Origin of the sequence: Microbacterium sp. M28 (assembly GCF_025836995.1) — a bacterium.
GTDB lineage: Bacteria > Actinomycetota > Actinomycetes > Actinomycetales > Microbacteriaceae > Microbacterium.
Map to the genome: position 1 here is coordinate 867,638 of NZ_CP107546.1, position 23,939 is coordinate 891,576.

The window sequence follows — 23,939 nt, forward strand, 5'->3', positions numbered from 1 at the left end:
CAGTCTACTGCGCCCCGCCTCGCGCGGCGCGGCGATGCTATCCGGTCGCATCCACGATCCGCGCGGATCGGATGCTGGACACCGGGAGTGTGCGCTCGACGTCGGCGGCGCGGTCGCGACCGCGCAGCCGTCCGCCGCCGAGCCCGCTGGCCTCCAGGGTCAACTCGCGTGACGAGCCGTCCGGCATTCCGACCTCGACGACCACCACCGCGCGTTGACGGACGGCGGCTTCGAGCTCGCGGTCGAGCCAGGCCGCGTCGGCATCCGGCCCCTGATGCTCGCGCAAGCGCGCGATCAGAGTCGCGAAGCCAGGGCCGCTCGGTGCGGGATCGCCGACGGCCGCGGGGGCGCGTCGCGTCGAGACCGGGGTGCCGTCCTGGTCGACGAGGGTCGCGGGATAGCGGGCGTCGACGAGCGCCCAGTAGACCGTGTCGGCGCGCACCCGTGAGGTCAGCATGCCGTCCTCCGGTGTGAGCGCGAGCGGCCGGAGGCTGCGGTCGACGCCCATGGTCTCGATGAGGTGGGCGTCTGCGCTCGTCACGGTCGTACCGTGCTCGGATGCCCAGACCCTGACCAGACCGTGCCGCTGCGCGGTCTGGGACACGAGGTAGGCCAGCGGTTGCGGCAGCCCGGTCAGCGACAGCGCCGTGAGGAACTCGACGATCGAGGCCTCGGTCTCGCCCTCGACGAGTCCGCGCGTGAGGGATTCGGCCGTGAAGCGGTACGACGAGGACTGCGCGGAGTCCCGCTCCACCAGGCCGCGCAGGCGGACGTCGAGCGCAGGCAGGAGCGGGCCGGGGGCGATCGCGGTGAGATCGTTCTGCAGGAACACCCTGTCGACTTCGACGGGGACGAACCGCGCGAGCGGCTCGGCATCGGCGTCCTGCCCCTGCCGCAGGCGGGCGGACCAGGTCGGCTCGGTGTCGTCGTCCGCGATCAGACCGAGCAGACGAGCACGACGATGCAGGTGCTGAGCGTGGGCCGGCCAGGCCGGATCCCATGGATAGGCGCTGCTCCAGTCCCCAGGTGCGAGCCATCCGTCTCCCGAACGGATGCCGATGGGCAGCGCCGCACGGAAGGCGGCGGCCAGTCGGGTCCACCGATCGGCGAACGGGAGCTGGAGCCAGTGCTCTGCGTCGGCGGTGGGGAGGACGCGTCGATCCTGGGTGCGCACGAGCGCCGCGGCGGCGGCGATCGCACGCAGTTCGTCGGCGTCGTCTGCATCGATCCCGAGCTCGGCGAGCCGCTTCTTCTCTCCGGCGGCGAGCACCCCGGTCGCGAGCAGGGCCAATGGCCCTTCCCGCGCGGCCAGGAGCAGATCGGCGAAGCGCGCGACCGTCGCGAAAGCCTGTTCGGCCGCCCGGGCCGTCGCGTCATCCGATGAGGCGACCGGATCATTCCCGCCCGTCGACGCGATCGGGGCACGGCCGGCGACCGACTCGGTGACCGGTGGGTAGGGCAGACCGTCCGCGTCGATCAGAGCGAGCGCGAGGAGACGGCCGCGACTCTCGCCGGCATCCTCGCCGGCGACGACGCGTGCGAGTGCCGCGGCGTCCTGGCGGGGGAGCGTCGAGACCGCTCGCTCGACGGATGCCGGATCGAGCAGGGCCTCGGCCGCGTCGAAGAAGTCGTTCCAGGCGGCGTCCGGGCGCACGCCGCGGCCGGCGAACAGCCGCTCCAGATCCGCGTCCGAGGCGGCGGCCAGCCACACGGCGAGAGGGCGGGCATGAGTGCTCATGGTCAGGAGCGCTTGTGTGCGCGACCCTTGCGGACGAAGCTCATGATGAGCAGCGTGATGATGAGCACGAACGCGATCGGCAGACCCCATTGCGGAACACCGGCGACGAAGGGCCACAGGCCCGTCGCGAAGTCCTCGTGATGCATCCCGACCGCGGTGCCGATGATGATCGCGAAGAAGCAGATGACGGAGAGCGCGGCCAGCGCGAGCGCGGTGAAGGCGAGGATCCGATCCACCGCGCGGACCGGGACGTCCGATCCGGAGTTCTGCGTGCTCATCCGTCTCAGCCTAGTCCCTCGTTCCCCGGTAGGATCGAGGCAGGTGCGCGTGGGCGCACCCGAGTCATTCGGTCCGCAACACAGTGAGGTTCTCCATGCCCACCGGCAAGGTCAGGTTCTACGACGACGAGAAGGGGTTCGGCTTCATCGCCAGCGATGACGGCCAGGACGTCTTCCTGCACGCCTCCGCCCTGCCAGCGGGCACCGCCGTGAAGACCGGAAGTCGCGTCGAGTTCGGCGTGGCCGACGGCAAACGAGGACTGCAGGCGCTCTCGGTGCGCGTGCTGGAGGCGCCGACGAGCCTCGCCAAGGCGAAGCGGAAGCCGGCCGACGACATGGCGATCATCGTCGAAGACCTCGTGAAGCTTCTCGACAGCATCGGCGGCGACCTCCGTCGCGGCCGCTATCCCTCTTCGAGCCACGGTCGCAAGATCGCGGCAGTGCTGCGCAAGGTGGCTGATGACCTCGACGCCTGAGCCCGATGCGCGTCTGATCGACGCGCGTGATCTCGCGCTCGCCGCGCTGCACGAGATCACCGCCCCGTCGACCATCGGCCCGGCCGCGGGTCACGCGGTCGAGGAGGACGGCTCGGTGTCCCTGCGCTTCGAGAACCGCCTCGGCGGTTACCCCGGCTGGTTCTGGACCGTGACGGTCGCGGCCGTCGACGACGCGGAGCCGACGGTGCTCGAGGTCGAACTGCTTCCCGGGGATGGCGCACTGCTCGCACCGGACTGGGTGCCGTGGGCAGAGCGCCTCGCCGAGTACCGGGCGCATCAGGCCGAGCTCGCCGAGCAGGCCGCCGCGGAGGCATCCGATGCGCCGCTGGACGACGACGCCGAAGAGGACGTCGACGCGGACGAGGATTCGGAGTCCGACGACGACTTCGACGGCGACGATGAGGACGAGGACGACGTCGTGTCGCCCCGGCTGCACGCCGGCGACCTCGACGGCGTCGACATCGACGAACTCGATGACTCCGCTGTCGCGGAGGACTCCGACGAAGAGGACGAGGACTCCGAGAACGAGGACGAGGACTCCGACGACGAGGACTCCGACGACGAGGACTCCGACGACGAGGACTCCGACGACGAGGACTCCGACGACGAGGACTCCCACGACGAGGAGTGATTCCGAGCCTCCCGCCTGAACGCGACTGCCCCGCCTCTCGGATGAGATGCGGGGCAGTTCGGCGTCCTGCGGGCTCTACGCCTCGGAGTGCGCGAGCACGTAGTCGATCGAGCGGATGAGCTGACGGACGTCGTCGGGCTCGATCGAGACGAACGTCGCGACGCGCAGCTGGTTGCGGCCGAGCTTGCGGTACGGCTCGGTGTCGACGATGCCGTTCGCCCGCAGCGTCTTCGCGACGGCGGCCGCGTCGACGCTGTCATCGAAGTCGATCGTGGCGACCACGGGGGAGCGGTGGGCGGCTTCGGCCACGTACGGCGTCGCGACAGCCGACGCCTCGGCCCAGTCGTACAGCGCCTGGGAGGACTCCGCCGTGCGGGCGCCGGCCCACGCGAGACCGCCGTTGCCGTTGATCCACTCCAGCTGGCTGTGCAGCAGGTGCAGTGTCGTCAGCGCCGGGGTGTTGAGCGTCTGATTCAGTCGCGAGTTGTCGACGGCGTTCTTCAGACTGAGGAACTCCGGGATGTAGCGATCGGATGCCGCGATGCTCTCGATCCGCTCGATCGCGGCGGGGGAGACCGCGGCGAACCACAGTCCGCCGTCCGATCCGAGGTTCTTCTGCGGGGCGAAGTAGTACACGTCGGCCTGTGCGACGTCGAAGTCGATGCCGCCGGCCGCACTGGTGGCATCGATGACGGTGAGGGCGCCATCGGCGGCGACCCGCTCGACGGGGGCGGAGACGCCGGTCGAGGTCTCGTTGTGCGGCCAGGCGTATACGTCGACGCCGTCGACGACCTCGGTGGAGGTGCGCGACCCCGGCTCGGCGTTGCGGACATCGGGAGCCTCGAGCCACGGTGCGGCCGCTGCCTTGGCGAACTTCCCGCCGAACTCGCCGAAGACGAGATTCTGGGAGCGGTTCTGGATCAGTCCGAACGCCGCAGCGTCCCAGAACGCCGTCGAGCCGCCGTTGCCGAGGATGATCTCGTAGCCGTCCGGCAGGCGGAACAGCTCGGCGAGCTGCTCGCGGACGCCTCCGACGAGGTTCTTCACGGGCGCCTGCCGGTGCGAGGTGCCCAGGATCGAAGAACCGGATGCGACGAGCGCCTCCAGCTGCGCGGGGCGCACCTTGGACGGACCGCAGCCGAAGCGGCCGTCGACGGGCAGGAGGTCACGGGGAATCTCGATCGCCATGCGTCGATTCTAGGCCCGCGGTCGTCGGCGGTTTCGCCCCGTGACGGGGCCGATCATCGATTGGGAATGTAGGCTTGCCTAAGAACTTTCGGAGGGGCAGATGACCGACCTTATCGACACCACGGAGATGTACCTCCGCACCATCCTCGAGCTCGAGGAGGAGAACATCGTGCCGTTGCGCGCTCGCATCTCCGAGCGCCTGGGCCACTCCGGTCCCACGGTGTCGCAGACGGTCGGCCGCATGGAGCGCGATGGGCTCGTCGTCGTGTCGGAGGACCGCACGCTCGAGCTGACGGATGCCGGTCGTCGCAAGGCCGTCGACGTGATGCGCAAGCATCGGCTCGCCGAGCGCCTCCTGTCCGACGTGATCGGCCTCGACTGGGCGTACGTGCACGACGAGGCGTGCCGGTGGGAGCACGTCATGAGTGAGCAGGTCGAGCGCCGGCTGGTCGAGTTGCTCGGGCACCCGACCGAGTCGCCCTACGGCAACCCGATCCCCGGGCTCGACCAGCTCGGCGACGTCCCCGCGCGCACGTTCGACGAGGGCGTGATCGGACTCGTGCAGAAGCTGAATGCCGCGGAGGAATCGACCGACGGCACGGTTCGCCGTCTCGCCGAGCCCGCGCAGGTCGACCCCGAGCTGCTCCAGCAGCTGCGTGAAGCCGGTGTCGTCCCCGGTGCGCACGGCACCTACCGGTACAACGAGGGCTACGTGCTGATCCAGATGGACGGCAATGAAGAGGGACTCGAACTGCCGGTCGAGCTCGCGTCGCACATCTTCCTGGTGCGTGACGAGGCCTGATCCTGCGGCCTGCGGATGCGGTCGAGCCCGCCTTCGGAGGATTGCCAGGTTCGCAGGGTGACAGAATCGTTATCTTCCGGTAACCTCGGTCAAGTCGCCCGCGAAGGAAGCCCGCAGGCGATGACCGCGAAGATCGCCTCACCGGCTCGTCGTCTTCGCGGGAGACGATCGCACAGTGCCCGAAGCTACACGTGCCCCGATAGCAGAGTGCCGACGAGCCAGCGCAACCCGAGCGCCGAGGCGCAGGAGGATCACTGATCTTGGCCACAGACATCCAATCGCCCGAGAAGACATCTGAAGATCGCGCCCCCGCCCGTCGCGGCGTGGCTCGAAGCGGGCGCAAGCTGTCCGTGAAGAAGTCGATGCGCTCGATCGCCATCTTCGGCGCCGTCGGCGCCCTGGTCGCAGCTGTCGCGCTGCCGGCGTACGCGTCGACGACGCCCACGACCGAAGCCGCGACCACCCTTCAGCAGATCGCGGTGGACGACGCGCAGTCGCTCGTCGTCGCATCCGAGGCCACGGCGGCCCCGATAAACCGCGGTAACTACTCGGCCACAACGCCCGAGGAGATCGCGCAGAAGAAGGCCGCAGCGGCCGCAGCAGCCCGCGCCGAGGCCGCCGCGAAGGCGGCAGCGTCGTCCCGCAACACCGGCGGCGGATACAGCACCGCCGGAGTGGCCCTGGTCGCGCCGGGGTCCGGCGAGGTCCGCAACCCGGTCGGCGGCAGCTATTACGTCAGCCGCACACTGGGCGGCAGCCACAACGGCGCCGACATGGTCGGCGACAGCGGAACGCCGATCTACGCGGCCGCAGCCGGGAAGATCCGCATCTCGAGCGACAGCTACTTCGGCTACGGCGTCGGCGTCGTGATCGATCACGTGCTCGGCGGCCAGCAGGTCTCCACGCTGTACGGCCACATGATCTACGGATCGCGCCAGGTGCAGGTGGGCCAGACGGTCCAGGCCGGCCAGCTGATCGGGTTCATGGGCAACACCGGTCAGTCCCGCGGCGAGCACCTGCACTTCGAGGTGCGCATCGGCGGCAGCCTGGTCGAGCCGATCGGATGGCTGAACGCGAACGGCGCTCCGGCCTGATCCGTCGTCGACACGCCCCGCGCTGTTCACCGGCCGTTTTCGCCGGTACACAGCCGGATGGGTTAGCCTGATCCCGTTGTCGCACAGGCGGGAGTCGCTGATGGACCGAATACCGAGCATCCGAACCATGGATGCGCTCGGCCTTCTGGTGCTTCGGCATTGCCCGCAGGGATGCCACGGTGCAGCCGTGCGCGAAAGGCGCTGTCTCTAGAGACAGCGCCTTTTCTCGTCCCTGTGAGCAGAATTCCTCCGCCCGCGCGGCCTCGTGTGAGTCGAGAGTGCCGGGAAGCCGTCCCGGCGTATCGAGAGGATGATGATGCGCACACTGGTCCTGAACGCCGGATACGAGCCACTCGCGGTGGTGTCCTTCAAACGAGCGCTCGTGCTCGTGATGAACGAGAAGGCGACCGTCATCGAACACGTCGAGGGGGACCCCGTCTGGGCGAGCCACGGCCGCTTCGATCGCCCGGTCGTCATCATTCTGAGCCGCTACGTCCGCGTCCCCTCCAGCAGACGGGTGCCGGTGACCCGGCGCGGGGTCCTGCGACGCGATGCGCACCGCTGCGGGTACTGCGGCAAAGCGGCGTCCACGATCGACCACATCCTGCCGCGGTCGCGCGGGGGAGCGGACTCCTGGGAGAACCTGGTCGCCTGCTGCCTGCGCTGCAACAACGTCAAGAGCGACCGCACTCCGCAGGAGATGGGGTGGCAGCTGCGGTTCACGCCGCGCCCGCCGCACAACACCGCTTGGACGGTGCGCGGCACGGAGCGCAGCGATCCGCGGTGGGAGCCGTACCTCGCACTCGCCGCGTGAGGAGCGCTCGAGAGGCTGGGTAGACTGGTCGGGCCAGCCTCTGTAGCTCAATGGAAGAGCAGTTGCGTCCTAAGCAAACGGTTGGGGGTTCGAGTCCCTCCAGGGGCACCATCGATGGGGAGCGAGCTGCACGAGCTCGCGCATGCGGAGGTACGCGGTCTCTCGCCGGCGTGGACGAGGTCAATCGAGTACGGCATGCCCGGGTTCCGGATCGAGGCCACCGGTCTGCGGTGATGCCGACCGCGTCGGGGCAGCCGCCTCAGGCGTGACGTCCCGTCGACGCAGCGCCTTCGATCCGCTTCTCGACCGGTCCGTCGTCGGTCCGTGAAGCGCGCTTGGCCTGCTGGAAGACGCGGATCGCCTCGTACCTCTCGGCCGAGCGTGCCTGCCGCTTCTGCTTCTGCTCCTCCCGATTCTTCGGTGGGGCCGTGGTCACGAGGCCGTCCAGGAGCAGCCGTGCCGATCGCGCGATCTCCTGAACCGCACGATCGAACACGTCCTGGTTCGCCCGTGACGGCGCATTCGTACCGGAGATCTTGCGCACGAACTGCAGGGCGGCGTCGTGGCATTCTTCGTCGGTCGCCGGCGGTTCCAGGTTGTTCAGGGGGATGATGTTGCGGCACATGTGTGTCAGATTAGATCGCCGGCGCGGTCAAGGTAAGTCCCGCTCTCCGGTCGTGATCGTTCGGACGACGCGTGCGGGGGAGCCGACGACGACGGCGTCGCGGGGGACATCCCTGGTGACGACGGATGCCGCGGCCACGACAGCGTTGTCGCCGATCGTGATGCCCGGGAGCACGGTCACGTTCGCGCCGATCCAGACGTTGCGCCCGATCACGATCGGCGCGGGGTGCAGATCCGCCCGCTTGGCCGGGTCGAGGTCGTGATTGAGGGTGGCGAGCACGGTGTTGTGCCCGATCAGGCAGTCGTCGCCGATGCGAATGCCGCCCTGGTCCTGGAATCGGCATCCCGAGTTGATGAAGATCCGCTTGCCGAGCGTGATGTTCTTGCCGAAGTCGGTGGAGAACGGGGGAAAGAGCGTCACGGACTCGTCCACGGGGGATCCGATCAGTTCCGACAGCAGCTCTCGCACCCGGGCGGGCTCGTGGTACCGGCCGTTGAGTTCGGCGCTGATGCGCAGGGCCTCCTGGCTCGTCTCGTGCATCACCTCGTGCAGGCTCGAGCCGCCGACGATCGTCTGGCCGGTGTCGAGCGCCTGGAGCAGGTCGGTGAGGTTCATCGCGTCCCTTCCTATGGCGGAGTTCGCCGTTCTCACCAGGCTAGGCCGTGCGCATCGGGTCTGGAACGCCCTGTCAGGGCGCCCCAGGACCTAGCGGCCTCGGTCGGCGCCGATCAACCCCCTCCGGCGCCGAACCCGACTGCACGTATCCTGCGTGCATGGACATCGACGTGGCACGCATCACGCCCGAAGACGCCGGCGAGGTGCTGACGATCCAGCGCGCCGCATTCGTCTCCGAGGCCCTGATCTACGGTACGGCGGACATGCCGCCGCTGACCCAGACGCTCGATGAGGTGCGCGCCGAACTCGCCGAGGCGAAGGGCTGGGTGGCTCGGGTGGGTCCGCGGCTGGTCGGGGCGATCCGTGTGCGGGAAACGGCGGACCTGCTGCTCATCGGGCGGATCGCGATAGCTCCGGACCTGCAGGGCGAGGGGATCGGACGCACTCTGCTCGAGGCGGCGGAGCGGGATTCGCGGGCGCCGGAGGCCGAGCTCTTCACCGGCAGTCTGAGTGAGGCGAATCTGAGGCTGTACGAGTCCTGCGGGTATCGCGTGACCGAGACGGTGGATCAGGGGGACGGGACCTCGCAGGTCTTCATGCGCAAGACGCTCCGCCAGGCGACGCCGATGCGCGATCCCGATGACTAATCGGACTCGACGCTGCTGACGTGATGCGGGACGCCGACGGGTTTGGACTCACCCGACCCACGCTGGCGCAGGTAGATGGAGAACGCCACCATAGCGCCGACCGCGAGGAACTCGGACTGCCAGTTCTGCAGAGTGCGGTTCCAGAACTCGGAGGATGCCACGTAATCGAGCCAGGTCTCCGGCGGCATCCCGTGCATCGCGTTCTCCTCGTTCGCGACAATGTGTCCCGCCAGCGACTGCGCGAACCACGAGAGGACGAAAATGGTCCCCATCACCAGGAGCAGGGAGTTCGAGTAGAGCCACAGTCGAGCGCCTCGGACCTTCGCCCACGCGGGCGAGTCCGCCTCCGCGTGCTGGTCGATCAGCTGCTCCTCGTCCGTGCCGACCCCTTCGTCGCCGGCCTTCTTCGACTCAGGCGACCCCACCTGGATCAGCCAGATCGTGGCGAGGATGAAGAGGAAGAACTGCAGGAATTCGGATTGCCAGTTCTCGGCGACGTCGACGATGAACTCGGAGGAAGTGATGAACTCGCCGTACGAGATCGTCGGCTGTCCGTGATGGGTGAGCTCCTCGTTGTTGTAGAGGAATCCGGTCACCGACTGGCCGATCAGCGCGAGTGCGAAGATCGCGAGGAAGACGAGGCTCAGGCTCGTGCTGCGGAGATAGCGCACTCGGCTCACCTCCCCATCAGCGGCAGGCAGATCATGGCGGCGAGGCCCCCGAACGTGATCGCGGCCCATGCCCAGAACGCCGTGCGCATCGACGCGCGTTCCGTCTCGTCTGCAGGCATCGGCATCCCGTCGTCTCGTCGCCGTCGCTCTGATCGCACGGTAGGACTCGATGCCTGGAGTGCAGGAGGGGCTTGCTTTTCGGTTGTGCGAGCACTAGCCGCGTTCGAGCGCCCACCACTGCAGCAGCATGATGGTCTTGCCGTCGACGATGCGTCCGTCACGGATCATCGTGAGCGCGTCATCGAGGTGCAGCTCGACGACCTCGATGTCCTCGCCTTCCGCGACGACGCCGCCCCCGTCGCCGGTCCGGTCGCCGGGCGTGTACGCGCCCGCGTAGAAGTGCACCTTCTCGGTGACCGAACCGGGACTCATGTAGGCCGTGAACACGTGCCGCACCGGTCCGACGTCGACGCCGAGCTCCTCGGCGACCTCGCGTCGGATCGCAGTCACGGGATCGTCGTCATCCAGCAATCCGGCGGCGGTCTCGACGAGCATGCCGTCCGCATGCTCGTTGACGTAGGCGGGGAACCGGAACTGCCGGGTCAGCAGAACCGTGGAACGGGCGTCGTCGTGGAGCAGGATCGTCGCGCCGTCGCCCCGATCGTAGGTCTCGCGCTGAAGCGTCGACCAGCTTCCGTCTCGTCGCCGGTAATCCATCGTGGTGCGGCGGAGGACATGCCATCCGTCGGAGACGAGCTCGACATCGCGGATCACGACGTCCGGGTTGCGGTCGAGCTCCCGTCCTTGCTGGTCGAGGCCGGTGCGCCCTCGGCGGTCGGGGACGTCGATACCGGGGCGAGTCGTGTGCATGCTCCCAGGCTAGCCCAGGAACATGCATGAACGTGATAAAACGAGGTCAAACGTGCGAAACGGGCGACCCGTCACGCGACGAGCGGCAGGAGCGAGGCTGCGAAGCCGATCACCGCCGCCGACAGCATCACGGCCGCCAGGACGAAGCAGATGCGCACAGCGGGCGAGCGTCTGTCGAGCCGCATGCGCTCCGGGTCCCGCGTCGACACATAGCCGATGACCGATGTCTCTTCGGATCTCGCGATCTGCTCATGCAGGCTGAGGACCCGCGAGCAGGTGCGTCCACCCGTGCTCCACAGCGCGAACTGGTGGTCGTCGATCCCGTCCACGATCGTGACGCTCACAGGCGCGTAGGAGCCTTCGGCCACGCGGATCATGAGTCCGATGATCGCCAGCGGTATTCCGGCGATGATGCCGATCCACGAGATCAGTTCGCCGATCGTGCCGACGATGTCGACCGCGGTCATGAAGCGCGGCGGCGTCTGTGTTGCATTCCTGAACGTTATCGCAGGCGGCCGCTCATCGGCCCGCGCGTGCGGGTGCGCGCTGCGCCTGCCGCTCGAGTCGGCGCAGCAGAGGGGTGAGCTGCAGAGCCGCCGCCGAGGGATGCTCCGGATGCCATTGCACACCCGTGATCGGTGCCGAATCGTGCACGACGGCCTCCGCGACACCATCCGCAGCTCGTGCGGCGATCCGCAATCCGGCGCCGAGCACGTCGATCGCCTGATGGTGCGTGCAGAGCACGGATCGCGAGGCATCCACGTCCGCCTCGAGATCCGTGTCCGCCACCAGACGCACACGGGAGCGCACGAAGGGATCGGTCGCGACCGAGCCGCGATGCCGGTCCGAGGTCGGCAGATGCTGGATGAGAGTCCCGCCGAGGGCGACGTTGATCACCTGCATCCCGCGGCAGATGCCCAGCACCGGCTTGTGGCGCTGCATCGCCTCCAGGACGACGGCGATGTGCGTGCTGTCGGTTCGCGGCTCGTGATGCCCCGAGCCGGGGTAGTCCACGCGGGTGCCGTACAAGCGCGGATCGACGTCCTCCCCGCCCATCAGCACGATGAGGTCCGCCCACCGGGCGGCCGCGTGCGTCCGCGCCGTCGGCAGCTCGGCGGTCGGCACCAGGAGCGGCTCCCACCCCAGCCCGGCGACGGTCTCGGCCGCGGCGGTGTTCAGCGCATCCAGCTCGGCCTGGTAGCGGGCCGCATAGGGGCGGCGCGTGCGCAGGTGCAGCAGGGCGACGCGGCGGGTGGGGTGGGGCATGGCGGCTCCGGTCGTCCTCGGCCCGCGTCACCCACACGGGCCATCATTCCTGGTGGATGCCGACCATCCTGTCCTGCTCGCTTTGCGAAGGCGGGTCATCGCCGTTTCGGCGATGTTTCGAGGTGCGCACAGCGCACCATCGAACCGCGTCGGATGTGCGGACCGTCTGATCCTGCTCAGCGCTCGCCGCGCCCGAGCTTCGACGGCCACCAGATCGCGCGCCCGATGTCGTAGGCCAGGGCGGGGACGAGGAGCGATCGGACGACGAAGGTGTCCAGCAGCACGCCGAACGCGACGATGAACGCCAACTGCACCAGGAACAGGATGGGGATCACCGACAGCGCGGCGAACGTCGCCGCCAGCACGAGTCCTGCTGAGGTGATCACTCCGCCGGTGATCGCCAGGCCCCGCAGGATTCCGTCGCGCGTTCCGTGCTTCACGGACTCCTCGCGCACGCGCGTCATCAGGAAGATGTTGTAGTCGATCCCGAGGGCGACGAGGAACACGAATCCGTACAGGGGCACGGCGGGGTCGGCGCCGGGGAAGTCGAAGATTCCGTTGAAAACGAGCGCCGAGACCCCCAGCGCGGTGCCGAAGGACAGCACCGTGGTGAGGATCAGCAGCACCGGAGCCAGGATCGAGCGCAGCAGCAGCATGAGGATCAGCATGATCACGACGAGGATCACGGGGATGATGAGGTTGCGGTCGTGGATGGACGCATCGTTCGTGTCGATCGCCGTCGCCGTGACGCCGCCGACCTGGGCACCCAGGCCGTCGAGCTCGGTGCGCAGCTCTCGGACCGTGGATGCCGCGGCATCCGAATCTGCGGCATCCGACAGCGTCGCCTGCAGAAGCACATCACCGTCCACGGTCGTGGGCTCCGGCGTCGGCGTGCCAGGTGCGCCGACGGCCTGGATGCCGTCCTCGGTGACCGGGGCGGAGCCGCTCGGGGAATCGGCCGATGTCACCGAGACCGACTCGACACCGTCGTTCCCGAGCAGGATGTCCGCGGCATCCTGCAGCGAATCCTCCGCCACGACGACATACGCCGGGCTCCCCGATCCGCCGGGGAAATGCTCACCGAGCACTTTCTGGCCGTCGCGGGCCTGCGAGGAGCCGAGCACGAGGTCGGACTGGGGGACGCCGGAGGCATTCAGCTGCGTCACGCCGAGCGCTCCTGCCATCAGCACCAGCGTCGTGACGATCCAGATGACTCGCGGTCGACGGCTGATGAGGCCGGCGAGACGGACCCACAGTCCCGTCCGGGGCATCCCGTTCTCCGCGGCGACGACCTCCGGCTCGAACGCGGGTCGGCGCGGCCAGAACGCCGCTCGCCCGAACAGCAGCAGGAGCGACGGCAACAGGGTCAGCGCGGAGAGCATCGCGAACACGATCCCGATCGAGGCGACCGGTCCCAGGGTGCTGTTCGACTTGAGGTCGCTGAGCAGCAGGCACAGGAGCCCGGCGATCACGGTCCCGCCCGAGGCGAGGATCGGCTCGAAGGATCCCTTCCAGGCTCCGAGCACCGCGGTGCCGGTGTCCTTGGTCGACCGCAGCTCTTCGCGGAAACGCGCCACGAACAGCAGGGCGTAGTCGGTGGCGGCGCCGATCACGAGGATGAAGAGGATGCCCTGGGTCTGCCCGCTCAGCAGCAGGATCTCCGCCTTGGCGAGCCACCAGACGGTGAGCAGCGCGACGCACAGGGCGAACAGGCTCGTCGCGAGCACGACGACGGGCAGGAGGAAGGAGCGGTAGACGAGGACGAGGATGACCAGAACGGCGAGCAGCGCGACGCCGAGAAGAAGGCCGTCGATGCCGGCGAAGCCCGCGACGAGGTCCGCACTGAAACCTGCTGGTCCCGTCAGGTAGACGGTGACGCCGTCCGGCGCCGCCTCCTGGAGCTCGGTCTCGAGAGCGGTCACCGTCTCACCGAGATCCGCTTCGCTCAGCACGGGGATGAACGCCTGAGCGGCGAGCCCGTCCTCGGACACGAGTGCGGGGGAGACGTCGTCGCCGACGCCTTCCACCTCCGGCGCAGCGGCCACGGCATCCGAGATCTGCTCCACATCCGCGTCCGACAGCTCGTCCTCGCCGACGAACACGGCGATGGCGGGGATCGCATCGGTGTCGTTGAACTCGCCGAGCAGCTGCTGCACGGCGGTCGCGTCCGCGCTCGCCGGGAGGTAGCTGGTCTGGTCGTTGGAGGAGACCTCGTCGACCTTCCCGAACAGCGGGCCGCCGAGCGACGCACCCACGAGCCACACCAGGATCAGCGCGACGGGGATGAGGACGCGCGCCCATGAGCGCTTGCGGACACGGGCGCGGGTCGCCGGTGCAGGGTCGGTCGTGCGGGACATGAGAAGCCTTTCGAAGAAGTCGCGGGGGAGGCGTCGGGTCGCCTCAGCCCAGCCAGGCGAGGATGAGGACCAGAGTTGCGAGGAAACCGGCCGCGTAGTTCAGAGCGATGAAGCGCCGCCAGGCGCGGTTGGTGGATGCCGCGGTGTCATCGGTCGCGTTCCACCACGGCGCGGCGTTGACGATGTACGGGATCACGAGCACGGCGGAGAGCGCCGCCGGCCATCCGGTCGGCAGAACGGCCGCGCCGGCTGCCAGCCACAGGATGATCGAGAGCCGGACGGTGACGGTGGCGCCGAGCACGGTGGCGACCGAACCGATTCCCGCCTCCCGGTCGGGGACGATGTCCTGCACGGCACCGAACGCATGCGCCGCCATGCCCCACAGGAAGAACGCGAGCATGAGGAGCACGAGGTCGACGGAGATCACCGCGCCGCCGATCGCGAGGCCGACGAGCGCCGGACTCACGAAGTGCGTGCTCGACGTGATCGAATCGAGCACCGGCCGCTCTTTGAAGCGCATCGGCGGCGCCGAGTAGGCGACCACGGCGAAGACGCTCACAGCGAGCCAGGCGGCGGATGCCGCGTTGCCTGCGGCGAACAGATAGACGAGGAACGGCACGTTGGTCGCCGCGGCGGTCCACAGGGTGGCGCGATGCAGCCGTGGGGGCAGCAGCGCGCCCTCGATACCGCCCTTTCTCGGGTTCGCCAGGTCCGACGCGTAGTCGAACACGTCGTTGATGCCGTACATGGCGAGGTTGTACGGCACGAGGAAGTAGAGCACACCGATGACGAACACCAGATCGATCTCGCGGGTCGTCAGCAGGTAGGCGGCGCCGAACGGGAAGGCCGTGTTGATCCAGCTGATGGGTCGTGAGGCCACCAGAAGGGTGCGGACGGCGTTCATCGATCCGCCTCGCTCCGTGAGGCGCGGGAATCGCGACGCGCGCGCAGCGCCACCCAGATCGACGGCAGCAGCACGGCGCCGGCGATCGGATACGCGAAGTCCTCGACGGGCGCGAGCCCGATCCGTGCGCCGAGCAGATGCGCGTCGGTGTAGGTGAAGAAGCCGACACCGATCATGACGGTGTCGAAGATCGCCGTGAGCAGCAGCAGAACCGCCATGCACAGTCCGACTGCCCGCAATCGGGGCCGTCGGTGGCCGATGAGCACCGCCACCGCGGCCAGGACGACGGCGAGGCCGAGGAAGATCAGCGACAGCACCGCGTACGTCATGCGGAATCCTCCGCTCGTGGGCGCTCGAGCAGCCGGGCCGCGCCCGTGTACAGCACCATCGTGCAGACCACCAGGAACACGAGGAAGACGGGTTCCTCGAGCGGCAGTTCAGGGGCGAGCAGGATGCCGGTGGCCAGGGGGCTGTCGCCGCGGAGGAAGATCCCGAGCGCGATGCCGGCGGCATCCCAGATCAGGAAGAACGCGAGACCTGCGAGGGTCACGACCAGTGCCGAAACGGCATCCTTCCAGAAGAACAGGCGGAAGCGCCGATCGACCAGCAGGATGCAGCCGAGGCTCGCGAACAGGGCGAGGAGGTAGACGATCCCCATCAGCGCACCTCCCTCGCCGGCGCGGGCACGGGTGCGATCGGGCCGGAGCTGTGGTCGCCCCGTACTCGCTTCAGCACGAGCTCGGCGCTGATCAGGCACATGGGGACACCCACGCCAGGGGCCACGGTCGCGCCCGCGTAGTACAGGCCGTCGACCTTGCGAGAGACGTTCTGCGCGCGGAACATCGCGCTCTGCGAGAGGATGTGCGCCGGTCCCAGCATCCCGCCGCGCCAGGAGTGGTAGTCGTGCGCGAAGTCGGCCGGCCCGAGCGTCTCGCGCACGACGATGCGGTCCCGGAGATCGTCGATTCCCGCCCATCGCGAGATCACGTCGATCGCGGCATCCGCGGCTCGTTCGACCGGCGGCGAGCCCGTGCCGTCGGCGCCGCCGGATCCGATCTCCACGTCCGCCGGCACGGGGATCAGGACGAAGAGGTTCTCGTGATCGGCCGGGGCCACACCCGGATCGGTCGCTGAGGGCCTGCAGACATACAGCGACGCGGTCTCGGGGATGCGCGGCGCATCGCCGAAGATCGCGTCGAAGTTCGTATCCCAGTCCCGGGCGAAGAACAGGGAGTGGTGGGGCAGAGCGGGCAGCGATCCGCGCACGCCCAGCATGACGATCACGGCGCCGGGGCCGCTCGTTCGGCGACGCCACCAGCGCTCAGGGTAGCTCTGCAGCCGCTCCGGCAGCAGCCGGGTCTCGGTGTGGTGGAGGTCAGCGGCGGACACCACGAGATCGGCGAGTTCGAGGTGCTCGGCTCCGGCGCTGTCGCGCCAGCGAACGCCGTACGCTCGCTCGCGACCGGCGGACGGCTCGGTGAGGATCGAGGTCACCTCGGCGTCCGTGACCACTTCGACGCCGGCCTCCTCCGCCAGAGCCCGGATGCGCTCGGTGATGCGCCAGAAGCCGCCCTGCGGATACTGCACGCCTTCGTCGAGATCGAGCGTGCTCATGAGGTGATACATCGCGGGCGCGCTTCGGGGATCCGTTCCCAGGAACACGGCGGGGTAGCCGAGGATCTGACGGATCACCGGATGCCGGAACCGCCGAGCGGCGAAGGCATCCAGCCGTCGGGTCAGCAGGGTCGCGAGTCGCGGCAGTCGGCGCAGCACGTCGGCGGACGCGAGCTCGGACAGTCGCGTGAACGGGTTGTAGAGGAAGCGGCGCACCGCCATCTCGTTCGCGTCAGCCGCGGAGGACAGGTACTCGTCGAGCCTCGCCCCGGCGCCGGGTTCGAGTTCTTCGAAGAGCGCGCGGACGCGGTCGACGCCGGCGGGGACCGTGACGGACGGTGCCGCTCCGTCGGCGTCCGGCTCCGAGAAGACCCGATAGGCGGGGTCCAGGGTGACGAGGTCGAGCTGTTCGGCCGTGGTCGTGCCCATCAGCTCGAAGAAGTGGTCGAAGACGCCCGGCATGAGGTACCACGACGGACCGGTGTCGAACCGGAAGCCGTCCCGGTCGAGCGTTCCCGCGCGACCCCCGGTGCGGCCGTTGCGTTCGAGTACCGTGACCCGGTAGCCGTCGCGCGCCAGCAGCCCTGCGGTGGCCAGACCCGCCACGCCTGCGCCGATGACGATCGCCCGGCTCATCGGCGCGGCTCCATCCATGTCACGAGAACGGAACGCACGGCCAGCAGGATCTTGATCGGATCCGGCACGCGGACACGCCGCTCGTACAGGGTCGCCGCGGGAGTGCGGGCGACGCGTGCCGTGAGGGCTTCGAACAGCGCGAGTGCACTGCGGACCGCGGCGCGTGCGTCACGGGGCAGCAGCGGAATCGAGGCGCGGGCATCCTCCAGCTGGGCGCGGACCGTGCGGACCCACTCGTCCCGCCCTTCGTCCGTCAGCCGCCCCGTCCCGCTGAGATACCCCCGCTGAAGCCGTTCGGTGTCGTCGGCGAGGTCGCGGAGGAAGTTGACGTTCTGGAAAGCGGCGCCGAGCTGGCGGGCGCCCGCCTCCAATCGACCGAGATCGGCATCGGACGGTTGCGCGTCGCGCAGGAAGACGCGCAGGCACATCAGTCCGACGACCTCGGCCGAGCCGTACACGTACTGCGCGTGCGCCTCGGGGCTGTACGCTCGTACGCCGTCGCCCGTTTCGGGCGCGGACGTCGCATCGGTGCGCATGGACGCGAAGAACGGTTCGGTCAGATCCTCGCCGATGCGGCAGCGCGCGGCCGTGCGCGCGAACGCGTGCAGCACGATGTTGCTGCTGTACCCCGTGCGCATGGCGCGATGGGTGTCGTCGGCGTAGGCGTCCAGCGCCGCGCGCTGAGCCGACTCATCGAGGCCGGCCTCGCCGGCGACGCCGTCGACGATCTCGTCGGCGATGCGCACCATGGCGTAGACGTTGCGGATGTGCTGACGGTGGCGGCGTCCGAGCAGCCGGGTCGCGAGGCCGAAGGAGGTCGAGTACGTCCGGATGACGCCGGTCGTCGCGCTCTCGGCCGTCCGGGTGAAGCGGGCGAGGGCCGAAGCGTCCTCTTCCGGCGCTGCCGCATTCACGACAGGCGCCCTTCGATGCGGCCCACGAGCGCAAGGAGAGTGTCGCGTGCCGCAGCAGGCAGGGGAGCGGCGTCGGCCAGGATCGCCGTCCGCGCCGCGGCGAGCTGTTCGTCGATGAGCTGCTGCACGAACGCGTCCGCACCGCACTGCCGCAGCTGTTCCCTGATCGCGGCCCCTTCGTCCGTCGAGAGCGTCGCATCGCCGAAGCGCGGCTCGATCGAGCTCCAGGCGCTGGTCAGCCTGGCGTACGCGATCAGCACGGTCTCCTTGCCCTCGCGGAGATCGGAGTACGGCTCCTTGCCGTGCTCGACGGCGTCTCCGAACACCGACAGTGCGTCGTCCTGCAGCTGGAAGGCGACTCCGAGGTGCTGTCCGATCGCCGAGAGCGCGATCTCGGTCTCGGGTGCGGCGCCGGCCAGTACCGCAGCAACACGGAGCGGGAACTCGAACGTGTAGGTCGCGGTCTTGCGCGCCGTCATCGTGAGGATCGTCGGCAGGTCCGGTGCGACCACCCGATCGCTCAGCGCGACGTCGGCGTACTCGCCGGCGACGGTCTCGCTGACGGTGTGATCCAACAGATCAAGCAGCCGGATTCGAACGGTCTCGTCGAGATCGGCCAGCGCGAACATCCGGTGGACGACGGACAGCAGCAGATCGCCCATCAGGATCGCACCCGTGCTCGCCCAGTGCTGAGCCGCTCTCGAATCGAGCTCCGAGCGACCCTCGCGCAGGGCGCCGATGAGATTCGGTCTGCCTCGTCGCTGCGCGTCGCCATCGATGACGTCGTCGTGCAGCAGGAACGCGTAGTGCAGGATCTCGACCGCCGCGGCGATCCCGACGACGGTGTCGAGGTGTGCGCGGGACGGGGTGGTGTCCGTGTCGAGCAGCCCATCGTGGTCGAGCAGGGCATCGTGCATGGCGACCAGCAGGCGGGGGCGCAGGAGCTTGCCGCCCAGAACCTGCTCCGCTGACGCGCGCCACAGATCGATGTACTCCGCGCCGTACGGTGCTGCTCGAGCGATGCGATCGTCGAACACGCTGCGCACCCTCGATTCGATCCGGGCGTGAAGGTCCTCGCGGACCATGGTTGCCGTCATCCTCAGATCCTTCCGGCTTCGTGCAGGAGCGGCAACTGCTCCCGCAGCCAGGGGCTGAAGGCGAAGGGAGCGTTCGCGACGGCGTCGCGCAGATCGGCCGGTCGCACCCACGCCCACTCCATCACCTCTGCGGGATCCGGTGCGATCGCATCGTCGACCACCGCCACGTGGACCGGGCACAGCTCGTGCTCGACGGTGCCGCTCGCGTCGATCGCGCGGTAGCGGAATGCGGGAAGGACGCTGACGACCTCGACCGGACGGGCTCCGAGCTCCTCCGTTCCGCGCCGCACGACCGCGTCGAGCATGTTCTCGTCGGGTCGCGGATGTCCGCAGAAGCTGTTCGTCCAGACGCCTGGCCAGGTGCGCTTCGAAAGAGCCCGACGGGTGACCAGCAACCGTCCGTCTCGGTCGAAAAGGTAGCAGGAGAAGGCGAGATGCAGCGGTGTGGCGTCGGAGTGCACGGCGTCCTTCGGCGCGGTGCCGATGGCGGTGCCGTCTTCGGCGAGGAGAGTCACGAGCTCCATACCGGGTCCTCTCCTTAGTCGTGTTTATTGCTAGCTTAGCGAGAAATAAAGCTAGCATGAAGAATCTCCGGGTGTAAAGTAGCGAGGTGTCCATGGAAGATCACGCGAACGGCACCGGCGAAGCGCCTGCTCACGCCTCGCCGGCGAATCGCGACGGCATGGACAACTCCGCGATCTACGACGTGGATTCGTCCGACCCCCGGCAGATGCTCGTCGATCGCTCCGGCGTCTCGGCGGACGACGTGCGGCAGATCACGGGCATCATGAAGGCGCTCGGTTCGCTGCGCGAGGCGGAGCAGCGGCTCTCCGAGGCGTCGCGACGCTTCATGCAGCTCAACGAGACGGACATGCGTGCGTTGCACTACCTCATCGTGTGCACGCACCGCGATGTGATCGCGACGCCGGGCGGCATCGCCCAGCATCTGTCGATCTCGAGCGCCTCGACGACCAAGCTGCTGGATCGCCTGGAGCGGGGCGGGCACATCGTGCGCTCGTCGCACCCGACCGACCGTCGCGCTCTGGCGATCACCATCACTCCGGAGACCCACAGGGCGGCGATGGAGACCGTGGGGCGTCAGCAGGCGAAGAGGTTCAATGCGGCCGCGCGCCTCACTCCGGCGGAGCGCGAGGTGGTGACGCGATTCCTGCGCGACATGACGGATGAGATCACGCTGCGGGACGAACCCTGGGCGACGGAGGGCGCGCACGCCGCGCCGTCCGCGTAGCGTCGCCTCGGGTCCTTCGCAGGGGAACAGCGGCGGGGCATGGAAGCAGTCTCCCGCCGCCGCCGGGATCAGTGCGCGGCGCGGTACGCCTCGAGCACCGTCTCGGGGATTCGCCCGCGTTCGGACACCTTGTGCCCGTTCGAATTCGCCCATTCGCGGATCGCCGCGGTGTCGGAATTCTTCGCGCCGGCGCGCTTGCGCGTGGCGCCGGAGCGCGCGGCACCTCCGACCGACGACCGCCGGCCCGCGGCGATATAAGGTTCGAGAACCGAACGCAGTTCCTCTGCATTCTCCGTCGTCAGGTCGATTTCGTACGAGATGCCGTTGAAAGAGAAATGAACGGTCTCTCCTTCGCCCACCTCGAGAAGCGTTCCATCGATGTCGTCAACCAGCTGATGCACAATTCGTCGGGCCATTTGTTCAGTGTATTGAGCGCAATACCCGATGACAAGGAATCGCGCTTTTCAGGGCAGCAGGCCCATACGCCGTGCCCGTGCCACGGCGGCATGACGCGTCGATGCGTCGAGCTTCGACATCGCGGTACCGAGATAGGCCTTCACGGTGCCTTCACGCAATCCGAGCTGCGTGGCGATCTCGGCATTCGTCGCCCCTAGGGCCGCGCACGCGAGCACGTCGGTTTCGCGCGGTGACAGATGCACACGAGGAATCGGACCGGTCGTGGTCGGGACGGCCTCACCGGCGATGTGGAGCAACCGCTTCTCCAGATCGCTCAGCCGCGACCGCAGCTCCTCGTCCGCGACGGAGGCGGAGATGCTGCGCAGCTCGGCGAAGCTCTCGCGAAGCTCTTCGCGGTGCGACGAGGAGAACCCGTTCCGCGGCGGCGTCATCGATTGCAGTCGGCGACCGACCTCGTCGCGGATACGCAGTTCGGTGCTGATCGCGTCCGCAACGCTCATCGCCGGCGCGGTCGTCACGCCGCCGACCGGGGACTGCTCCCATGCCCCCGCGTACAGCACGCCGCGCGATCGGCCGTCCACGACGATCGGGATCGCGAGGAGCGTGCGCAGTCCTTCGCCGAGGACGAAGCCGTCGTAGTCATGCGTGATCTGCTGCGACGTGCGGTAGTCGCTGGTCATCCGCGGCCGCTGCTCGGTCATGGCACGGCCGCCCAGCCCGCGCTCCGGACGCACCCGCAGTCCTTCGAGTGCGTGGGTGCGGTTGCCGACGATGCTCGTCACGGACACTTCGCCGTCCTCGATCAATCCGCCGAACGCGACGGGAAAGCGCGTACGCCTGGCCAGCTCGCGCACGGCCTGCGCGACGAGCTCCGCATCGGTCTCGGTCGACACTGGGGGGATACCTACTTTCGGGGGTGACGGCTCCGTGCCCCGTTTCGTAGCGTCGACCCTACCACCCGCGCGGATGCCTCCGTGTGGGTTTCCCCATGTGGCAAGGAGGCCCCATGACTGACCGGATCCCCCCAGAATCGGCCGGACCCATCGACTACATCGCCGTCGTGGAATCGCCGAAGTTCCAAGGTCTCAAACGCACGCAGCGGTCGTTCATCTTCCCGCTCGCCGCCCTCTTCCTGATCTGGTATTTCGTTTACGTGCTTCTCGCGGCTTTCGCCCCGGAATTCATGGGGCAGCGCGTATGGGGAGACATCACCATCGGTCTGCTGTTCGGACTCGGACAATTCGTGTCGACGTTCGCGATCACGATGGCCTACGTCGCGTTCGCGAATAAACGTCTGGATCCCGTCGCGGCCGAAATCCGTGACGAACTTGAGAAGGTGCAGGCGCAGTCGTGAATATCCTTCCCTTCGAGACCGCGCCGGCCGCGGCGAACAATCCCATTCTCAACATCTCGATCTTCGCTGCTTTCGTCGCGGTGACGCTGTTCATCGTCATCCGTGCGAGTCGCAACAACAAGACGGCGGCGGACTATTACGCCGCCGGACGCTCTTTCACCGGACCGCAGAACGGCTTCGCGATCGCAGGGGATTACCTGTCCGCGGCATCCTTCCTGGGGATCTGCGGCGCCATCGCGGTCAACGGCTACGACGGATTCCTCTACTCCATCGGGTTCCTCGTCGCCTGGCTCGTCGCTCTGCTGCTCGTCGCCGAGCTGATGCGGAACACCGGCAAGTTCACGATGGCCGACGTGCTCTCGTTCCGGCTGAAGCAGCGTCCGGTCCGGATGGCAGCGGCGATCACGACGCTGGCGGTGTGCTTCTTCTACCTGCTGGCGCAGATGGCCGGCGCGGGCGGCCTCGTGTCGCTCCTGCTGGGCATCGACGCCAGGATCGGGCAGTCACTCGTGATCGCCGTCGTCGGCGCGCTGATGATCGTCTACGTCCTCATCGGCGGGATGAAGGGCACGACGTGGGTGCAGATCGTCAAGGCGGTCCTTCTCATCGCCGGTGCTCTGGCCATGGCGATCTGGGTGCTCGCGCTCAACGGCTTCAGCCTGAACACGCTGCTGGAATCGGCCGTGGAGGCGTCGCCACAGGGCGATGCGATCCTCGCACCGGGACTGCAGTACGGCGCCAACCCCTGGGACTTCCTGTCTCTCGGACTGGCGCTGGTCCTGGGCACTGCGGGCCTGCCGCACGTGCTGATGCGGTTCTACACCGTGCCGACCGCGAAGGAGGCGCGTCGCTCCGTCGTGTGGGCGATCTGGCTGATCGGCGGCTTCTACCTGCTGACGCTCATCCTGGGCTACGGCGCCGGAGCCCTCGTCGGGCCCGAGGTGATCGCGGCCGCTCCCGGTGGCGTGAACTCGGCTGCGCCGCTGCTGGCGGAGCGGCTCGGCGGTCCGCTGCTTCTCGGCTTCATCTCCGCCGTCGCCTTCGCGACGATTCTCGCAGTCGTCGCGGGCCTCACCATCACGGCCGCAGCGTCGTTCGCGCACGACATCTACGCGAACGTCATCCAGAAGGGTCGCAAGAAGGCGGACGGGACGCCGGTCGACGCCGACCCGAACGCCGAGGTGAAGGTCGCGCGTCGCACGGTGGTGGTGATCGGCATCCTGGCGATCCTCGGCGGCATCGGGGCTCAGGGCCAGAACATCGCGTTCCTGGTGGCTCTTGCGTTCGCCGTCGCGGCGTCGGCGAACCTGCCGACGATCCTGTATTCGCTCTTCTGGCGCCGGTTCAACACCCGCGGTGCGGTGTGGAGCATGTACGGCGGTCTGGGATCGGCGATCCTGCTGATCGTGCTGTCGCCGGTGTTCTCGGGATCCGAGACCGCGATGATCCCGTCGATCGACATCGCGATCTGGCCGTTGAACAACCCGGGCATCGTGTCGATCCCGCTCGGGTTCCTGCTCGGCTGGCTCGGAACGATTACGTCGCGGGGCGTCGAGTCGCGCGCACTGGCTGCCGAGATGGACGTCCGTTCGCTCACGGGCTTCGGCGCGGAGAAGGCGGTCGAGCACTGAACAGCTGTATGAACTGACACGCCCGTGCGG

28 protein-coding genes and 1 tRNA gene are annotated in these 23,939 nt (G+C 68.4%); 10 read left to right on the forward strand and 19 right to left on the reverse strand.

Annotated elements, in window-relative coordinates; all coding sequences use genetic code 11:
- Nucleotides 1-37 precede the first annotated feature (37 nt).
- Both OED01_RS04305 and OED01_RS04310 read right to left on the reverse strand, forming a co-directional pair.
- Entirely contained in the window at nucleotides 38-1,738 is a 1,701-nt protein-coding gene (locus tag OED01_RS04305; RefSeq protein ID WP_264157148.1) for a helicase-associated domain-containing protein, read from the reverse strand.
- A 2-nt stretch (nucleotides 1,739-1,740) separates the two neighbouring features.
- Nucleotides 1,741-2,016, reverse strand: coding sequence for a multidrug ABC transporter ATPase (locus OED01_RS04310; RefSeq protein WP_264157149.1), 276 nt, complete (start codon nucleotides 2,014-2,016; stop codon nucleotides 1,741-1,743).
- Between the two features lie 95 nt (nucleotides 2,017-2,111).
- Between OED01_RS04310 and OED01_RS04315 the strand changes: the two genes are divergently transcribed.
- Together OED01_RS04315 and OED01_RS04320 are read left to right on the forward strand one after the other, a co-directional pair.
- Entirely contained in the window at nucleotides 2,112-2,492 is a 381-nt protein-coding gene (locus tag OED01_RS04315) for a cold-shock protein (protein WP_264157150.1), read from the forward strand.
- Complete coding sequence (locus OED01_RS04320; RefSeq protein ID WP_264157151.1) at nucleotides 2,476-3,144, forward strand: DUF3027 domain-containing protein; 669 nt, start codon at nucleotides 2,476-2,478, stop codon at nucleotides 3,142-3,144. The genes OED01_RS04315 and OED01_RS04320 overlap by 17 nt, the downstream gene beginning before the upstream one ends.
- A gap of 75 nt (nucleotides 3,145-3,219) precedes the next feature.
- Here the strand turns inward: OED01_RS04320 and serC are convergent, their stop codons facing one another.
- Nucleotides 3,220-4,332: a phosphoserine transaminase gene (serC, locus tag OED01_RS04325; protein WP_264157152.1), complete on the reverse strand. Its 1,113-nt coding sequence runs from the start codon at nucleotides 4,330-4,332 to the stop codon at nucleotides 3,220-3,222.
- 100 nt (nucleotides 4,333-4,432) lie between these two features.
- Here serC and OED01_RS04330 point away from each other — a divergent pair, with 100 nt between their 5' ends.
- The 4 genes from OED01_RS04330 (at nucleotide 4,433) to OED01_RS04345 (ending at nucleotide 7,153) form a co-directional block, all read left to right on the forward strand.
- Entirely contained in the window at nucleotides 4,433-5,134 is a 702-nt protein-coding gene (locus tag OED01_RS04330; RefSeq protein WP_264157153.1) for a metal-dependent transcriptional regulator, read from the forward strand.
- 362 nt (nucleotides 5,135-5,496) lie between these two features.
- Nucleotides 5,497-6,228, forward strand: coding sequence for a M23 family metallopeptidase (locus OED01_RS04335; protein WP_264157154.1), 732 nt, complete (start codon nucleotides 5,497-5,499; stop codon nucleotides 6,226-6,228).
- Between the two features lie 316 nt (nucleotides 6,229-6,544).
- Nucleotides 6,545-7,042 carry an HNH endonuclease gene (locus tag OED01_RS04340; RefSeq protein WP_264157155.1) on the forward strand — a complete coding sequence of 166 codons (498 nt, stop codon included), beginning with the start codon at nucleotides 6,545-6,547 and terminating at the stop codon, nucleotides 7,040-7,042.
- Between the two features lie 36 nt (nucleotides 7,043-7,078).
- Nucleotides 7,079-7,153: transfer RNA gene (locus tag OED01_RS04345), tRNA-Arg, on the forward strand.
- A 148-nt stretch (nucleotides 7,154-7,301) separates the two neighbouring features.
- On the opposite strand, the gene OED01_RS04350 is transcribed toward OED01_RS04345, so the two are convergent.
- Nucleotides 7,302-7,667 (reverse strand): DUF2277 domain-containing protein, encoded by a 366-nt coding sequence (locus OED01_RS04350; RefSeq protein ID WP_264157156.1) that lies wholly within the window; start codon nucleotides 7,665-7,667, stop codon nucleotides 7,302-7,304.
- A gap of 27 nt (nucleotides 7,668-7,694) precedes the next feature.
- Entirely contained in the window at nucleotides 7,695-8,282 is a 588-nt protein-coding gene (locus OED01_RS04355; RefSeq protein WP_264157157.1) for a DapH/DapD/GlmU-related protein, read from the reverse strand.
- A gap of 158 nt (nucleotides 8,283-8,440) precedes the next feature.
- Between OED01_RS04355 and OED01_RS04360 the strand changes: the two genes are divergently transcribed.
- On the forward strand, nucleotides 8,441-8,929 hold the full coding sequence (locus OED01_RS04360) for a GNAT family N-acetyltransferase (protein WP_264157158.1): 489 nt from the start codon (nucleotides 8,441-8,443) through the stop codon (nucleotides 8,927-8,929).
- On the opposite strand, the gene OED01_RS04365 is transcribed toward OED01_RS04360, so the two are convergent.
- The 12 genes from OED01_RS04365 to idi form a co-directional block, all read right to left on the reverse strand.
- Nucleotides 8,926-9,609, reverse strand: a complete 684-nt coding sequence (locus tag OED01_RS04365) for a DUF6766 family protein (protein WP_318841130.1) — start codon at nucleotides 9,607-9,609, stop codon at nucleotides 8,926-8,928. The genes OED01_RS04360 and OED01_RS04365 overlap by 4 nt on opposite strands.
- Before the next feature lie 204 nt (nucleotides 9,610-9,813).
- Nucleotides 9,814-10,470, reverse strand: coding sequence for an NUDIX domain-containing protein (locus OED01_RS04370; RefSeq protein WP_264157159.1), 657 nt, complete (start codon nucleotides 10,468-10,470; stop codon nucleotides 9,814-9,816).
- A 71-nt stretch (nucleotides 10,471-10,541) separates the two neighbouring features.
- Nucleotides 10,542-10,937, reverse strand: a complete 396-nt coding sequence (locus OED01_RS04375; protein ID WP_264157160.1) for a hypothetical protein — start codon at nucleotides 10,935-10,937, stop codon at nucleotides 10,542-10,544.
- A gap of 52 nt (nucleotides 10,938-10,989) precedes the next feature.
- Complete coding sequence (locus OED01_RS04380) at nucleotides 10,990-11,736, reverse strand: gamma-glutamyl-gamma-aminobutyrate hydrolase family protein (protein ID WP_264157161.1); 747 nt, start codon at nucleotides 11,734-11,736, stop codon at nucleotides 10,990-10,992.
- 176 nt (nucleotides 11,737-11,912) lie between these two features.
- Nucleotides 11,913-14,093: an MMPL family transporter gene (locus OED01_RS04385; protein WP_264157162.1), complete on the reverse strand. Its 2,181-nt coding sequence runs from the start codon at nucleotides 14,091-14,093 to the stop codon at nucleotides 11,913-11,915.
- A 43-nt stretch (nucleotides 14,094-14,136) separates the two neighbouring features.
- On the reverse strand, nucleotides 14,137-14,997 hold the full coding sequence (locus tag OED01_RS04390) for a prenyltransferase (RefSeq protein ID WP_264157163.1): 861 nt from the start codon (nucleotides 14,995-14,997) through the stop codon (nucleotides 14,137-14,139).
- The gene (locus tag OED01_RS04395) at nucleotides 14,994-15,326 is read right to left on the reverse strand and encodes a lycopene cyclase domain-containing protein (RefSeq protein ID WP_264157164.1); all 333 of its coding nucleotides are present in this window, start codon (nucleotides 15,324-15,326) and stop codon (nucleotides 14,994-14,996) included. The genes OED01_RS04390 and OED01_RS04395 overlap by 4 nt, the downstream gene beginning before the upstream one ends.
- The gene (locus tag OED01_RS04400; protein WP_264157165.1) at nucleotides 15,323-15,655 is read right to left on the reverse strand and encodes a lycopene cyclase domain-containing protein; all 333 of its coding nucleotides are present in this window, start codon (nucleotides 15,653-15,655) and stop codon (nucleotides 15,323-15,325) included. Before OED01_RS04400 ends, OED01_RS04395 begins: the two co-directional genes overlap by 4 nt.
- Nucleotides 15,655-17,247, reverse strand: a complete 1,593-nt coding sequence (gene crtI / locus OED01_RS04405) for a phytoene desaturase family protein (protein WP_264157166.1) — start codon at nucleotides 17,245-17,247, stop codon at nucleotides 15,655-15,657. The genes OED01_RS04400 and crtI overlap by 1 nt, the downstream gene beginning before the upstream one ends.
- On the reverse strand, nucleotides 17,244-18,161 hold the full coding sequence (locus OED01_RS04410; protein ID WP_264157167.1) for a phytoene/squalene synthase family protein: 918 nt from the start codon (nucleotides 18,159-18,161) through the stop codon (nucleotides 17,244-17,246). Before OED01_RS04410 ends, crtI begins: the two co-directional genes overlap by 4 nt.
- Complete coding sequence (locus OED01_RS04415; protein WP_264157168.1) at nucleotides 18,158-19,258, reverse strand: polyprenyl synthetase family protein; 1,101 nt, start codon at nucleotides 19,256-19,258, stop codon at nucleotides 18,158-18,160. The genes OED01_RS04410 and OED01_RS04415 overlap by 4 nt, the downstream gene beginning before the upstream one ends.
- Nucleotides 19,259-19,260: 2 nt before the next feature.
- Nucleotides 19,261-19,782, reverse strand: coding sequence for an isopentenyl-diphosphate Delta-isomerase (gene idi, locus OED01_RS04420; RefSeq protein WP_264157169.1), 522 nt, complete (start codon nucleotides 19,780-19,782; stop codon nucleotides 19,261-19,263).
- A gap of 158 nt (nucleotides 19,783-19,940) precedes the next feature.
- On the opposite strand from idi, the gene OED01_RS04425 reads away from it, so the two are divergent.
- Entirely contained in the window at nucleotides 19,941-20,507 is a 567-nt protein-coding gene (locus OED01_RS04425) for a MarR family winged helix-turn-helix transcriptional regulator (RefSeq protein WP_264157911.1), read from the forward strand.
- A gap of 68 nt (nucleotides 20,508-20,575) precedes the next feature.
- Here OED01_RS04425 and OED01_RS04430 read toward each other — a convergent pair whose 3' ends face one another.
- Entirely contained in the window at nucleotides 20,576-20,923 is a 348-nt protein-coding gene (locus OED01_RS04430; protein WP_264157170.1) for a histone-like nucleoid-structuring protein Lsr2, read from the reverse strand.
- A 48-nt stretch (nucleotides 20,924-20,971) separates the two neighbouring features.
- On the reverse strand, nucleotides 20,972-21,817 hold the full coding sequence (locus tag OED01_RS04435) for a LuxR C-terminal-related transcriptional regulator (RefSeq protein WP_264157171.1): 846 nt from the start codon (nucleotides 21,815-21,817) through the stop codon (nucleotides 20,972-20,974).
- A 113-nt stretch (nucleotides 21,818-21,930) separates the two neighbouring features.
- Between OED01_RS04435 and OED01_RS04440 the strand changes: the two genes are divergently transcribed.
- Complete coding sequence (locus OED01_RS04440) at nucleotides 21,931-22,278, forward strand: DUF485 domain-containing protein (RefSeq protein ID WP_264157172.1); 348 nt, start codon at nucleotides 21,931-21,933, stop codon at nucleotides 22,276-22,278.
- Between the two features lie 2 nt (nucleotides 22,279-22,280).
- The gene (locus tag OED01_RS04445; RefSeq protein ID WP_413231624.1) at nucleotides 22,281-23,909 is read left to right on the forward strand and encodes a solute symporter family protein; all 1,629 of its coding nucleotides are present in this window, start codon (nucleotides 22,281-22,283) and stop codon (nucleotides 23,907-23,909) included.
- The last annotated feature ends 30 nt before the right edge of the window (nucleotides 23,910-23,939 follow it).